Raw genomic sequence first — 14,892 nt, 5'->3', positions numbered from 1 at the left:
GGCTCTTTTTTATTCATGTCGTGAAAATCCTTTTGTCATATACGCTTTTTTTTGTGAAATAAGTAATTTCTTTCAGGAAACAAATGACGGAAAAACGGAAGACAAATCCCGAAATGTACAATTTCATATCTGGTTTCTTACCTGATTGATCTCCTGGAAAAAGCTACAGTAACAGTGTAATGAAACCGGATGCAGCGCCTGGCGCGCGGGTCTGCATCCCCTCATACAATTTCATACCATTCAGGAGGTTTTTATGAAGGGAATTAATGTACGGAGCGAAATCAAGCCGCTGAAGAAAGTGCTTCTTCATCGGCCTGGAAATGAGCTCCTGATGCTGACACCAGATCGTCTGCAGGAATTGCTGTTTGATGACATTCCGTATCTCAAAGTTGCTCAGGCGGAGCATGATGAATTCGCACAGATCTTAAGAGGCAATGGAGCCGAAGTAGTTTATCTCGAAGATCTCATGACGGAAGTTCTGAAGCTTCATCCGGAGCTCGTAGAACCATTTCTCTATCAGTGGCTGGAAGAAGGAAATATCCGGACGAAGAAGTGGCAGAAGAAACTTTATGATTATATGATTTCCAATTTCCATGGCAAGGATCTTGTGCTCAAGACCATGGAAGGAATCTCGCTCAAGGAACTCGGAACTGATTATTCTTCCTACTCTCTGCAGGACATGATCACGCCGCCTGACAGTTTGATCATTGATCCGATGCCGAATCTCTACTTCACGAGAGATCCGTTTGCGTCGGTAGGAAACGGCGTCTTCCTGCATCGGATGCGCTTCCCGACCAGAAATCGCGAAACGATTTATGCAGACTATATCTTCCGCTATCATCCGGATTTCGAAGGACTGGTCACCAGATACTATGATCGGACCATGCCTCGCAATATCGAAGGAGGCGACGTTCTGAATCTGACCGAATCGGTTCTCGCAATCGGTATTTCGCAGCGTACTTCTCCGGATGCCATTGAGACTGTATCGCGCAATCTGTTCTCCGATCCGAATGCAAAGATCAGGACCGTGCTTGCCTTCGATATTCCGGTATCGCGTGCATTCATGCATCTGGATACGGTATTCACACAGATTGATACAAATAAATATACCGTTCATCCTGCAATTCTCGGCCCGCTCACCGTTTATGAAATCACCCCGGGAGAAGATCCGGCAAATCTCAGAATCCGCCGCGTAGATGGAACACTGGAAAGCATTCTCGAAAAATACACAGAGACAGATCATGTTGAACTGATCAAGTGCGGCGGAGATGACTTGATTGCGGCTGCACGGGAACAGTGGAATGATGGTTCCAATACGCTTGCAATTGCACCTGGAAAGATCGTTGTCTATCAGCGGAATGAAGTGACGAATGATATTCTCCGCTCTCATGGCATCACTGTGATTGAGATGAGTTCTGCAGAGCTTTCCAGAGGAAGAGGCGGCCCAAGATGCATGTCTATGCCGCTGATCCGCGCAGACTGAAAAAACGAAAGGAAAACAATAATATGGGTGTGAATATCAGAGGAAGAAGCTTCCTGACACTTCTGGATTTTACTCCGGAGGAAATCAATTATCTTCTTGATCTTGCTTCAGAATTCAAGAAGCTGAAAGCAAATGGAGTTGACCATAGTTTCCTGAAAGGAAAGCAGGTTGTGCTTCTGTTTGAAAAGACATCTACTCGTACTCGCTGCGCATTTGAGGTCGGAGCACGGGACCTTGGCATGGGAGTAACCTTCCTGGATTCCAAGTCTTCACAGATGGGCAAGAAGGAATCACTGGAAGATACTGCCAAAGTACTCGGCAAAATGTTTGACGGCATCGAATACCGCGGCTACAAGCAGTCGGTCGTGGAAGACCTTGCAAAGTATTCCGGTGTTCCGGTATGGAATGGTCTCACAGATGAGTTCCATCCGACTCAGATGCTGGCAGATGTCATGACGGCACGGGAAGAATTCGGGGATATGCGCGGCCGCAAGCTGACATTCTTCGGCGATGCCCGCAACAACGTAGCAAATTCTCTGATGGTGGTCAGTGCAAAGCTCGGCATGCATTTCTGCGCCTGCGGACCGAAGGAGCTGATGCCGGATCAGAAACTGATCGAACGCTGCGAGAAGATCGCTGCCGAGACCGGAGCGAAACTGGAATTCACAGAAGATCCTGCTGCAGGGGCAGCTGATGCGGATGTTCTGTATACCGATATCTGGCTGTCCATGGGCGAACCGGAAGAACTCTGGGCAGACAGAATCAATCTGCTCCGTCCGTATCAGGTCAATAAAGAACTGATGGCAAAGGCGAAGCCTACGGCAATCTTCGAGCATTGCCTGCCGTCTTTCCATGACCGCAATACGACGATCGGAGAAGATATCTACCAGAAATACGGACTTGAAGCGATGGAAGTCACAGATGATGTATTCCTCGGTCATCAGGCGCGTCAGTTCCAGGAGGCAGAGAACCGCATGCATACCATCAAAGCAGTCATGTATGCAACTCTGAAATAATGCATGGCAGAACGCATCGTAGTTGCCCTTGGGGGCAATGCTCTCGGAAAAAATCCTGAGGAGCAGCTTGAGCTTGTCAGGCATACCGCGAAAACCATCGTTGATCTGTCTGCGGCCGGCTATGAAGTAATTATCGGCCACGGCAACGGACCGCAGGTCGGAATGATCAATCTGGCAATGGAATTCTCTGCGAGTCATGGTGGTAAAACTCCATACATGCCATTTCCGGAATGCGGTGCAATGTCGCAGGGATATATCGGATATCATCTGCAGCAGGCAATTCAGGCAGAGCTGAGCAGGCGCGGGATCAGAAAGCAGTGTGCAACAATCGTTACCCAGGTCGTTGTCGATGAGAAAGATCCTGGATTTGCACACCCGACAAAACCAGTCGGAAGCTTTTACAGCAAAGAGGAAGCAGAAGCAATCGCTGCTGAAAAAGGATTCACGTTCGTGGAAGATGCGGGAAGAGGATACCGGAGAGTAGTCCCTTCCCCCATCCCGAAACGGATTGTGGAACTGGATATGGTAGAGCAGCTTGTGAATGCCGGCGATATCGTGATCACAGTCGGCGGCGGCGGAATCCCGGTAGTTGAAACACCTGATGGCTTGAAAGGAGTGGCAGCAGTCATTGATAAGGATCGTTCCAGTGCCCTGCTTGCATGTGATATTCATGCGGACAAGCTGATCATCCTCACGGCTGTGGATCGCGTCTGTGTGCATTTCAATCAGCCGGATCAGAAAGAACTTTCTGCGATGACGGTTTCTGAAGCAGAAAAACTGATCAGCGAAAAGGAATTCGCTCCCGGATCCATGCTTCCGAAAGTAGAATCGTGCATCGAGTTTGTGAGAAAAAGTCAGACCGGCGGAACTGCTCTGATTACTTCACTTGCCCGGGCTGCGGAAGCTCTCGAAGGGAAAACAGGCACAGTTATCACGAAATAGCTGTCCGGATTAAAAGGGGAAAACATAATTATGAGTCAGAAAAAAGAGAAGAGATCACTGAATACTTTTACTATACTCTTAATCGTTCTGTTGCTGGTTTCGGCAATGACCTGGCTTGCTGCTGGAAAACCGTATATAGATGCAGATGGAAATGAAGGAACCGTTGCGGCAGCTACGTTCTCACAGATTCTCATGGCACCAATTGCCGGCTTCCATGATGCGGGCGATGTCATCGGCTTTGTATTCTGCCTTGGTGCCTTCCTCGGTCTTGTCAATTCGACCGGCGCTCTGGAAACCGGAATTCATGTTCTGGTCCGGAAGATGCATGGCAATGAACTTCGTCTGATCCCGATTCTGATGGCTCTGTTCTGCATCGGCGGAACTACCTATGGCATGGGAGAAGAAACGGTCGGCTTCTATATTCTCCTTGCCGCGACCATGACGGCAGCAGGCATGGATCCGATTGTCGGTGCAGCAACAGTGCTGCTCGGTGCCGGGTCCGGAGTTCTCGGTTCCACGATCAATCCGTTTGCGACTGGTGCTGCAGTAGCTGCAGCCGGAGTTCCTGTCAACATGGGAATCGTCTATGCAGAAGGTCTGATTCTCTGCCTCGGAACTTATGGTCTGTCGGTCTGGTTTGTTCTGAACTATGCCAAGAAAGTCATCAAGAATAAGGGCTCGATTCTGACAGCAGATCAGCTTGCTGCCTGCAAAGCTGCTTATGGCGGTGCAACTGAGATCGAAGAGAATCCGGTGCTTTCTTCCAAGCAGAAGGTCTGCCTGAGATTATTCGCAATTACCTTCATCGTGATGATCCTCGGGTTTATTCCATGGGGTTCTTTCGGAGAAGGCGGCGCATATAATTTCTTCAGCTGGTCTGCATTCCTGACCGGGAATCAGTTCGGCGACTGGTGGTTTGACGATGCGGCGACCTGGTTCCTTCTGATGGGCATCATCATCGGCCTGATCGGAATGAAAGACAGAAAGCACATGGTCAATGTAATCATGAGCGGCTTCGGAGACATGATCAGCGTTAATGTTGTCATCGCCCTGGCTCGTGCAACTTCAGTGCTCATGGCAGAGACCGGACTCGGCGCATGGCTGGTTCAGATCTCGGTTACAGGTCTGACCAACAGCGGCATGTCCAGTGGACTGTTCGCTTTCCTGGATTATCTGCTCCATGTAGGCCTCAGCTTCCTGGTTCCGTCTTCTTCTGGTCTGGCAGCACTTTCTTCCCCGATCGTATCTCCGATTGTGGCAGGAATGAACTGGTCGGTTGAAACTTCAATCATGATCACGGTTGCAGCTAATGGACTGGTCAATCTGTTCACGCCGACCTGCGGATTCATCATGGGCGGTCTCGCTCTGGCAAGAATCCCGTATGAGACCTGGGTGAAGTGGGCAGGAAAACTCCTGATGATCATAGCAATCTTCAGTGCTGTGATTCTCACCGGTTCAATGATTATCCTGAGCTGAATGTTCCATACGAACTGACTGAAAGGACCGGAAATATTTCCGGTCCTCTTCGTATATCGGTTATAATGAGACTGCGGGATTCAGGAATAAGATAATGAATAAAACATGTAAGCAGGTAACCCTGCAGGATAATCTGACTTCAGAAGCAGACCCTACTTCCGTATGTTCCTTCGATTATGAAGCCATTGAAGAACCGACAAAAGCACTGATGCATCAGGCAGCCAGGTTTCTGTATTTCAAACGCGGCAGAGGGACGATCGTGATAGACGGAGAAACTTATGAGATCCGTCCGAACATGCTCGTCTCGATCACGCCATGGAAGATCTCGGATGTGACGGAAGTGGAGGAGACACTTCAGCTGATCAAAGTGGTCTATGATTATCAGTATATCAATACGGTGCTCAAGACTACAGTTGGCTTTGAGGAAGACAGCGTGGAACTGCTTCGGTTCATCACGGCAGAGCCGGTGATCTATCTGGATTCCGTGCAGGCAGAGGCAATTGACGGAATCATGGACCAGCTGAAGGAAGAACTCGGCGTGGAATCGGTCAGAATGACGCCTCCGAATAATCCTCTGACTTTTCTGTACACGACCAATAAGATCCTTGAACTGATGATCATGTACCGCAGGTATATCATGTCGCTGCGCGGAGAAAGACATGAGGTGAATCGGATCACTCAGGAACCGATCATGAGTTACATCTATGCCCATTCTTCTGAGAAGCTGACGCTGGAGCAGACTGCAAAAGCTCTGTTCATGTCTGAGTCCTCGGTTGCCAAGCAGCTGCAGGAACTGACCGGGACTTCTTTCTCGAAGCTGCTCAGCAGCATCCGCATCGAAAAAGCATCTGATTATCTGATTTACACCAGCCTGACCCTGAATGAAATTGCCGATCTGCTTGGCTTTGTTGATGCTTCGCATCTGACGAAGCATTTTGTGGCAAGAGTCGGAATCACTCCGATCCGCTATCGCAAAATCTACAGCAAGGTGAAGACAAACTGCAATAAGACAGATAAGGATGTGGCATTCCGGATCACGGATTATCTGTATCAGAACTATGATCAAGAACATCTCACCCCGGAAGAGGTGGCAAGCAAAGTCGGTGTATCAATCCCGCAGATGAATCGTGCGCTGCTGTTCTATTCAGAGCGGAACTTTGAATGCCTGCTAACGTTCATCCGGATCAATGAAGCATGCAAGCTGCTGGCGGAAACAGATATTCCGATCTTCGATATCGCAATCCGGGTCGGTTACAGCAATATCAAGACCTTCAATCTGAACTTCTTCAAGCTGAAGGAAATGACTCCTTCTGTCTTCCGCAATTCCATCACCTTTCAGAAGACGGATGGATCAGAAGCTTCAGAACGGCTGAAACCAAAAAAAGAAAGGAAAGCAAGATGAAACAATTCATAGTGGATGAGAGCTTCTGGGAGCTGTTCCCGGATGTGGAGATTGCTGTGCTCTCTGTGAAAAATGCTGAGACATCCAGAGAACTTTCAGAAGATCAGAGGGAAGAAATCCGGATTCTCCTTGAACAGGCAAATCAGGCAGCGCGGAGGTTCCTGACCAGCGATGTGATCAGTGAGAATCATGTGCCGGCAGTATGGCGTGCCGCATATCAGAAGTTCCCTGGCAAAAAGGGGGCGAGATGCTCCATCGAGAATCTCCTGAAACGCATCCTTCACGGAAAGCCGGTCGGTACGATTGCACCTGCCGTTGACATCACCAATGCGATTTCTCTGAAATATGCATTTCCGATCGGCGTGGAGAATCTTGATCAGATCAGAGGAGATCTTCATCTTGGCGCGATGAAGGGAGGGGAAGATTTCATTCCGATCGGATCGGAAGAACAGGATCCTCCGCTTCCCGGAGAGATTGCTTACTACGACGAAGCAGGAGCAGTATGCCGCTGCTTCAACTGGCGGGATGGCCGCCGGACCGAAGTGACAGATGATACGCACAATGAGATCATCCTGATGGAAAACGTGGAACCGGAACGTACTGCCGATCTTCAGAACGCACTGGAAGAATTGCAGGATCTGATGCGTAAGTATCTTGGCGTGAAGATTGTTCATGCTGGCATGGTGTCTCGCTGCCATTCTTCGATCCCGATTGAAGATTGACATATTCTCGGCTTGTGCGGCGGACTGCATGGTCTGAGGATCAATCTCATCATGGGAAGCTGCAGGGATGAGAACGAAGATCTGCACTGAGATTAGCACTGGCTTTGAAAGCAAGCACTGATACGAAAAAAAGCTGAATGTCCATTCGAGCGATAATGCTCTGGTTCAGCTTTTTTCTTTCTCTGCTCGGAAATTCCAGATCCTATTGTCAGCGCTTCTGCAGCTGCAACTTCTGCTGCAGGGCCCAGCAGTGCTTATGCTTTGGGATCAGCTGAAATAGACGTACGGATCAGCAGGCTCTTTGTAGTGCTGAATCCGCTTTGCATAGAGAACCACGGTTTCGCCGCCGTTTTCCATATTGACAAGCTTGAAGGTTCCTTCAACTTCAACCCAGTCGCCGAGGTTCATTTCTTCAATTTTCACACCGGTGACGGTGACCCCGCAGAGACTGGTATCTGCATTGCAGCAGACCATAGCTCTGCGGCCGAGCACGAAGGACTGGTGATATCCAGGAATGTTTTCTGCATACATGCCGCGCAGGATGACGGTCTTGCCATCATACTTTGCCGGACCTTCCATGCAGTCCATATACCAGAGGCCGTAGTCATCATCTTTGATGTCGATGACCGGTGCATTGAGATCAAATGGCAGAGTGCCGCTTTTCAGCTCCACAGGTTCTCCGAAATTTCCTTCGTAGTAGATCTGCGCCCTGCGGTTGATTGCCTTGATGTTGCCTCTCAGCATGCGGCCGTTGGTATCCGGCGTGCAGCGGTTAATAATAACTGTATCGCTGTAGCGCAGTTGCTCGAACATCATGGAACGCATGTTATTGATGTAGGACTCGAAGGTCGTTGCGTCGACTGTCGTCAGAATCTGCACCAGCGGCCAGAAATCCGGCATTTCCGAGAGCAGGGTATCCGTGATCGGAATGCTGCCATTGTATTCGATGAAGACAAACGACGGATGATAGATCGTATCAAGCTCTCTCATCCGCTCTTTTGTGAGCTGATCCGGAGAATCAAAATATTCCACAAATGCATTGTGCGAATCAAGAAATTTCTCGTCGTATTCGGTTTCTCCCTGTTCAAAGCAGAGAATCAGGGAACGCTGAACGCCTTCCATGAACTGAGGGTCATCCATGGTCTCTTTGATCAGTGTGGTTTTTCCGCTGTCGAGGAAACCGGTGAAAAGATATACAGGAGTCGGCATCGGCTTACTTTACCTGGAATATTTCTTTGATCTGTTTCAGATCAACGTGTTCTCCGATGATGGTGATCAGGCCTGTATATGCGGGGCTTCCTTTGCGCACATCGATATCGCCCGGAACGAAGTCGAAGAAGATCCATCCATTCTGATGATCCGGAACAATTCCCTTTGCACGGACGATGTTGTCACCAAGCTTGCTGAGAGCAGTGCGGATTTCTTCTTCGGAGTAATGATTGATGGTTTCTATTCCGATGGAATCGAAGACTTCATCTGCGTCATGTTCTCCATGATGATGATGATGGTGGTGATGATGCTCATGCTCCTCTTCTCCGAGATGAATCCGGTTGCCTTCCGAGAGTCCTTCATTCGGATCCGCTTCATGTTCGTGATGATGTTCAGGTTCGTCATGATCATGATGATGCTCATGCTCTTCATGCTCCTCGTCTTCGTCATCATCGTCATCTTCGCCGAGACCTGCCGGGAAGCCGCTGGAAGCACCTGTCATAGCATCAAAGATTGCCTGTCCGGAGAGCTCATCCCATGGCGTGGTGATGACTCTTGCATCGGGGTTCAGCTCACGGATGATTTCAGTATCCGCTGCGAGCTTTGCTTCATCCACGTTCTGAGTCTTGGAAAGAATAACACAGGATGCGGTTGCGATCTGATCATCGAAGAACTCTTTGAAATTGCGATGATATACTTTGCAGCGAGCGGCGTCGACAACGGTGCTGTAGCTGTCCAGTTCAACCCCGCTGACTGTTTTCACTGCCCGCAGGATATCGGAAAGCTTTCCGACTCCAGAGGGCTCAATGATGATCCGATCCGGATGATATGTATCGATGACCTGCTGCAGAGACTTCTCGAAATCGCCTTTCAGCGTGCAGCAGATGCAGCCGCTGTTGATTTCGCGGATCTCAATGCCGGAGTCTTTCAGGAATCCTCCGTCAATACCAATTTCACCGAATTCATTTTCTACAAGGACTACCTTCTGGCCATGGAAGACATCTTTGATCAGTTTTGAGATCAAGGTTGTTTTTCCGGCTCCGAGGAACCCGGAGATAACATCTACTTTTGTCATAGCTACCTTCTTTCTTATTCGCTTCCTTATTATAAGCAGGTTTTCTGAATTGTCATGATTCCTGCTTCACTGGCCGAGTCTGCGCAGATCTGCTCCGCAAAATGGACAGAACTCTGTCAGCAGAGGCTTTCCATCTCTGATCAGTGCTGGCTTTCTGCAGCAGGGACATACGATCGTTCCGTCCGGACCTGCTGACCAGGTGAATCTTCCCTCTTTTCTTGCAACATACTGGCTGCGTTCCGCCTTGGCCTGACGCTCGATGGAAAAGGAAGGATCCTGGTGATTGCGGCGAACAAAGGATTCATAATCCTGATAGGTCCACCGCATGCGATCTGTTTCCTGACGGAATGCTTCATATTCCTGCTGCAGGGCTTCGAGCGAGTGCTTCAGTTCCTGCATGGCTTTCAGGTTCTCGGCATTGCGATACTGGTCCATCTTCCAGAACACGCTGCGGATCAGACTGTCTTTCAGCATTTCACGCTGCTGATCCGGGATATTGCGCTTCTGAGCCTTGCGTTTGACAATCAGATCAGGACCGGCAAGAATTCCCGCATACGGAGGAATATAGTTCTCGAATGCGGGCTGCTGATTCCAGAGATCCATGCCGCAGACCAGATAGTTGTAGTCTCCGTACCAGCTCTTTCTGGCATCGGATTTCAGATCAGAAACACTGACCTTCAGCTCGTAGCACCGGAAAACGCTGCGGCTGTCCATGGACATATAATCGACGATCTCGTCTCCATGGGAATCATGGGCAAAGCCGATCGTCACTTCTTTGCAGCCGTATTCCCGTCTTTCTCTGCTTCTCTGATCCAGTGCGTTTTCCAGATCCAGAGTTTCCTGTGTCTTTGCCATATCTGTATTCTAAATCTTTTCAAAGGCGATCCGGGGATCGTCATCTTCTTCTACGTGAATCATACCGGTTTTATGGAATCCGAGTTTCAGCAAGGTCTTCTGCATGATGAGGTTGTCCGGATGCGTATCCATTCTGAGATGCCTTGACCGTTCAAACATCTGCTGAATGCACCAGGACCCTGCTCCTGGAACAATTCCTGCAGAAGCGATGCGATGCACGACACCATAAGGGGCATCTGACAGCCAGGCCCCTTCGATGTCCCTGTAGGTCGGGTCGATGTCTTTTCCGAAGTCATAATAGAAGACAGCAGCAATCTTCTGGCCTTCCATGCATACATAGCTTTTAGAGGCTGCGATATCTTTTCGGATTCTTTCTTCCGGCGGCCAGTTTGAAAGTCCCCATTGGCGGGGATTCCCGGTTTCTTTCATGAAATCTCTTGCCCTGGCATAGATATTCATGACTGTTTCAAGATCTTCCGGCTTTGTAAGTCTTAATTCCATGGAACTGCTCCTTCCTGCAGGAATCACTGGGCGATGAAAAGAAAAACCGCATCATCCTGCGGCTTGTTCTTATTGATATGGTGCACCAGACAGGACTTGAACCTGCACGGGTCTCCCCATACGCCCCTCAAGCGTACGTGTCTGCCATTCCACCACTGGTGCGTGCTTTGATATTATATACACCGTCGACGAAAAGGTCAAAGGATTGATATAATTTTTCCAATGAAAAAGATATGGAAGATCATGACTGCCGGAATGCTGGTGCTTGCTATGACAGGCTGCAGGCAGGACACAGCTGTCTTAGAGCCGGAAGAAACCTATGCTGCTCCGGAAGATTTTCCGGATCTTTTCTGTGACTATTACTACCTGAAGGATTCTGAGACAGGACAGGTGATTCTGGACCATCGCAGCGAAGAACAGATTTTCCCTGCTTCGATGACCAAGATGATGACCGCCATCCTCGCGATTGAGCGGATTCCTGATCCTGAGAATACCGTGATTCCGTTTACAGAAGAAATGCTTGCAGGTCTGGTAGAAGCCAACGCAAACCGGGCTGGATTCGTTCCGGGGGATGAGCCGACCGCCCTGGACTATATCTATGGAGATCTGCTTCCTTCCGGCGCTGATTGTTCGAGAGCGCTTGCGTTCTATCTGGCAGGAAGTGAAGAAGCCTTCGTGGAACAGATGAATGCGAAGGCGGCAGAACTGGGCATGCAGGATACGCATTTTGTGAATACAACCGGTCTGCATGAGGATGATCATTACAGCACCTGCCGCGATATGGCAGTGCTGCTGAATTACTGCATGCAGAATGAACTCTTCCGGACCGTGATCACCACCGAAATCTGGAGAACAGAACCGCTTGCTCATTACCGCCGTGGTCTCTTGATGCAGAACTATGTGCTGCTGTACATCAACCAGGAAGATCCTCCGTTCAGCTATGAGTTTGACATTCCGGGATTCATCGGCGGAAAGTCCGGATATACGATTGAGGGACAGTATACGCTTGCCAGCTGTGCAGAGATCAATGACATTCCTCTGACGATGGTCAACGCCCATGGTTACCATATTGAGCACTATCCGGCTTCGATTTCGGATGCGGCGGCTCTCTATCACTGGTTCTCAGAACATTATGAACGGAAAGAAGCAGTCTCTGCCGGGCAGGACTTCGGACCTCTGAAGGTCCGGGAAAGCACGGAAGGCGATATCCGGGTTCTTGTTTCAGATTCCATGACCCTGGATCTTCCGGAAGAGGAGAATGTTCATTACAAGGTAATCCTTCCGGATTCCGTCACTGCTCCGGTTGCAGAAGGAGAAACGGTCGGAACGCTTGAGATCTATGCCTATGATACGCTGGCAGGAACTGCGGACCTGGTTTCTGCAGAGAGCAGGACGAGAACTGCCGGAGGGGTTCTGTATACCTTTGCGGAAGAACGGATCATTCCGGAACTGCCTGGCATCCTGGCTGTTCTGGCATTGATGATCGGGGTGATATTCATGCTGAAGCGCGAACATCCTGGCAAACCGCATAGCTGAGAGGTTGCTTATTGCAGAAAAAAAGCTCGCATCATATAATAGGGAACGTTTCGAGGAAGAATGAATATGGATTATCAGAAGATTATCAACATTGCGGTGATCGCACATGTCGATGCCGGAAAATCTACGCTTGTAAATGCATTCCTGAAGCAGAGCCATGTCTTCAAGGATAACGAGAAGGTTGTGGACTGCATCATGGACAGCAATGACCTCGAACGGGAGAGAGGAATCACCATCTATTCCAAGAACTGCTCTGTCCAGTACAAGGATTACAAGATCAATATCGTCGACACTCCGGGGCATGCGGATTTCTCCTCGGAAGTGGAACGCATCATCAAGACGGTCGATACCGTAATCCTGCTGGTAGACTCTGCGGAAGGACCGATGCCTCAGACCCGTTTCGTCCTCCAGAAGTCTCTTGAAATCGGCTTGCGTCCGATTCTGCTCATCAATAAGATGGACAAGCCTGATGCACGCGCAAATGAAGTCATTGATGAAGTCTATGATCTGTTCCTGGAGCTCAATGCGACAGATGATCAGCTCGACTTCCCGATTCTTTATGGTGTCGCAAGAGAAGGAATCGTGCGCTACAACTGGGACACGGATACGAACAATGACATCACGCCGCTGTTTGAGACGATTCTGCATCATACCCAGGCTTATCCGGATCTGACGAAGGAACCGGTTCAAATGCAGGTATGTGCACTTGCGTATGATGACTATATCGGCAGACTCGGCATCGGCCGGATTTACTCCGGCACGCTCAAAGCTGCTACCCAGTATGAAGTCTGCAACGCTGAAGGAAAGACCGGCAAAGGAAAAACCAATCAGATCTTTGTCTACAAAGGACTTTCCAGAATCCCGGTCAATGAGATTCAGTGCGGTGAGATCTGCATGATTTCGGGGATTCCTGATATCTCGATCGGCGATACGCTCTGCCCGGATGGAGCTCCGGATCCGCTGCCGATGATCAAGATCGAAGAGCCGACGCTGTCCATGAACTTCATGGTCAACGATTCTCCGTTTGCTGGACAGTCCGGCAAGTATGTGACTTCCCGCAATATCCGCGAACGTCTGGAAAAGGAACTTGAAGTCAATGTCGGTCTCAAGGTAGAAGAAACCGGATCCACTGATACCTTCAAGGTATCCGGACGCGGCGAACTTCATCTGACGGTTCTTCTGGAGCAGATGCGCCGTGAAGGCTATGAAGTTGCTGTTTCCAGACCGGAAGTCATTCTGAAGAAGATTAACGGACAGACTTGCGAACCGGTTGAAGAAGTTGTCTGCGATGTGCCGAATGAATATTCCGGAACGGTTATCAGCGTGCTGAACAAGAGAAAAGGCATGCTGCAGAACATGGAAGACAATGGCTCTTATACCCGTGTGACTTATCTGGTCCCGACCAGAGGCCTGATCGGCTACCGCACTGCGTTCATCAATACGACACATGGCGAAGGCACGATGGTCCGCAGACTTGCCGGCTATGAGCCGTGGAAGGGAGATATCCCACAGCGTGAGAATGGTGCGCTGATTTCCACGGAAACCGGAAGTGCCATGACCTATGCACTCTGGAACATCCAGGAGCGCGGCCAGCTGTTCATCGGTGCGCAGACTCCGGTCTATGAGGGAATGATCATCGGTGTTTCCAGCAAGAACAAGGATATGACGGTCAATCCGATCAAGAACAAGAAGATGACGGCTGTCCGTTCGACCGGCAATGATGAAGCCATGAAGCTTGTTCCGCCGAAGATCCTGACTCTGGAAGAAGCAATTGAATTCATCAATGATGATGAGCTCGTTGAAATCACGCCGACCGATATCCGTGTGCGCAAGAAGTATCTGACGATCATCGACCGCCGCAGACACGCTCGTGAACTGGGCAAGATTGATGACGAGGAAGACGAATAGGAAATGGAAGAGGAACTCGCAGTTCCTCTTTTGTTTTGAAAAATGCCGGTTTTCTCTTCTTCCTGTACTGCCGGAAAATAAAAAAACCGCCGCAGATCAGAAAAGATTCTGATCTGGCGGACTGTATTTTCCCGACTTTCTTATTATAGCAGAAAAGTCAGCAAATGTAAGGGCTTTCAAAATTGCTGGAAAGGGATTATATAGAAAGTGCAAAGGGAACCGGCAGGAATGAGAATCCTGACAGATCGTTCCCGGGAGGTCAGAAATATGAGAAGACCAGGAATTCATGGAGGCAGCGCCATCTGAAAAGGTGAGCCTGCGTTAACAATTGCTTCAGATCTGCTGATCTGCCGGAGAACAGGTGATCCAGGAATCTGAAACAGAAAACAGCCGGAAGATGGTGTTAAAACAGAAGGAAAAGAGGACGGATTCGATATCCGGACAAGTACTTCTGGGTATGAATGGAAATGTATCGATGCTGTACCGATTGAGAATTACAATTCAACACGCAGTAAGTTCCAGAATGGATTGAAAAATGGTTTGATCTCCGGACTGTCACGATTGACGGATGGGCACAAAGATCCGGTGTCAACGGCAGCAGGTCGCATAAAGAGGGCTCGCAGGAAATGCGAGCCTTTTATTCGTCCTAGTGGACTGGTGAGCACAAAGATAAACAGTTGACTAGCTATGGGTGTAAAGATTGTGCGAACCGGAGAACCACCTGCTTGGCAGGTGGATGATTGGGTGCTCTTATAGTAAAGAGCACC

13 protein-coding genes and 1 tRNA gene are annotated in these 14,892 nt (G+C 49.4%); 8 read left to right on the top strand and 6 right to left on the bottom strand.

Translation table 11 applies throughout. The annotated features are described in order from the left end of the window. Window positions 1-253: 253 nt before the first annotated feature. From FYJ51_RS10375 to FYJ51_RS10350, 6 genes are all read left to right on the top strand, one after another. Window positions 254-1,483: an arginine deiminase gene (locus FYJ51_RS10375; RefSeq protein WP_154505494.1), complete on the top strand. Its 1,230-nt coding sequence runs from the start codon at window positions 254-256 to the stop codon at window positions 1,481-1,483. Between the two features lie 23 nt (window positions 1,484-1,506). After that, window positions 1,507-2,499 carry an ornithine carbamoyltransferase gene (gene argF, locus FYJ51_RS10370; RefSeq protein ID WP_154505492.1) on the top strand — a complete coding sequence of 331 codons (993 nt, stop codon included), beginning with the start codon at window positions 1,507-1,509 and terminating at the stop codon, window positions 2,497-2,499. A 3-nt stretch (window positions 2,500-2,502) separates the two neighbouring features. Next, window positions 2,503-3,441: a carbamate kinase gene (arcC, locus tag FYJ51_RS10365; RefSeq protein WP_154505490.1), complete on the top strand. Its 939-nt coding sequence runs from the start codon at window positions 2,503-2,505 to the stop codon at window positions 3,439-3,441. Window positions 3,442-3,471: 30 nt separating this feature from the next. Beyond that, a complete protein-coding gene (locus tag FYJ51_RS10360) occupies window positions 3,472-4,917 on the top strand; it encodes a YfcC family protein (RefSeq protein WP_154505488.1) in 1,446 nt (481 codons plus the stop codon). Window positions 4,918-5,011: 94 nt separating this feature from the next. Continuing rightward, the gene (locus FYJ51_RS10355) at window positions 5,012-6,319 is read left to right on the top strand and encodes an AraC family transcriptional regulator (protein WP_154505486.1); all 1,308 of its coding nucleotides are present in this window, start codon (window positions 5,012-5,014) and stop codon (window positions 6,317-6,319) included. After that, window positions 6,316-7,041, top strand: coding sequence for a B3/B4 domain-containing protein (locus FYJ51_RS10350; protein ID WP_154505484.1), 726 nt, complete (start codon window positions 6,316-6,318; stop codon window positions 7,039-7,041). The genes FYJ51_RS10355 and FYJ51_RS10350 overlap by 4 nt, the downstream gene beginning before the upstream one ends. Before the next feature lie 267 nt (window positions 7,042-7,308). Here FYJ51_RS10350 and FYJ51_RS10345 read toward each other — a convergent pair whose 3' ends face one another. From FYJ51_RS10345 to FYJ51_RS10325, 5 genes are all read right to left on the bottom strand, one after another. After that, window positions 7,309-8,250: a TIGR03943 family putative permease subunit gene (locus FYJ51_RS10345; RefSeq protein WP_154505482.1), complete on the bottom strand. Its 942-nt coding sequence runs from the start codon at window positions 8,248-8,250 to the stop codon at window positions 7,309-7,311. Between the two features lie 4 nt (window positions 8,251-8,254). After that, complete coding sequence (locus FYJ51_RS10340; protein ID WP_154505480.1) at window positions 8,255-9,325, bottom strand: CobW family GTP-binding protein; 1,071 nt, start codon at window positions 9,323-9,325, stop codon at window positions 8,255-8,257. A 66-nt stretch (window positions 9,326-9,391) separates the two neighbouring features. Continuing rightward, window positions 9,392-10,180 (bottom strand): hypothetical protein, encoded by a 789-nt coding sequence (locus FYJ51_RS10335; RefSeq protein WP_154505478.1) that lies wholly within the window; start codon window positions 10,178-10,180, stop codon window positions 9,392-9,394. 9 nt (window positions 10,181-10,189) lie between these two features. Further along, on the bottom strand, window positions 10,190-10,681 hold the full coding sequence (locus FYJ51_RS10330) for a GNAT family N-acetyltransferase (RefSeq protein ID WP_154505476.1): 492 nt from the start codon (window positions 10,679-10,681) through the stop codon (window positions 10,190-10,192). A 78-nt stretch (window positions 10,682-10,759) separates the two neighbouring features. Continuing rightward, window positions 10,760-10,843, bottom strand: a tRNA-Leu gene (locus FYJ51_RS10325). Between the two features lie 60 nt (window positions 10,844-10,903). Here FYJ51_RS10325 and FYJ51_RS10320 point away from each other — a divergent pair. Next, window positions 10,904-12,217 (top strand): D-alanyl-D-alanine carboxypeptidase family protein, encoded by a 1,314-nt coding sequence (locus tag FYJ51_RS10320; RefSeq protein ID WP_154505474.1) that lies wholly within the window; start codon window positions 10,904-10,906, stop codon window positions 12,215-12,217. Between the two features lie 66 nt (window positions 12,218-12,283). After that, entirely contained in the window at window positions 12,284-14,125 is a 1,842-nt protein-coding gene (gene typA, locus FYJ51_RS10315; RefSeq protein WP_408022621.1) for a translational GTPase TypA, read from the top strand. Between the two features lie 494 nt (window positions 14,126-14,619). Here typA and FYJ51_RS13580 read toward each other — a convergent pair. After that, on the bottom strand, window positions 14,620-14,892 hold a 273-nt coding region (locus FYJ51_RS13580), incomplete at its 5' end, for a hypothetical protein (protein WP_205946297.1).

Origin of the sequence: Stecheria intestinalis (genome assembly GCF_009696165.1) — a bacterium.
Lineage (GTDB): Bacteria > Bacillota_I > Bacilli_A > Erysipelotrichales > Erysipelotrichaceae > Bulleidia > Bulleidia intestinalis.
The sequence above is the reverse complement of the archived record's forward strand: the minus strand, read 5'-3'. Positions and strand labels throughout refer to the sequence as shown.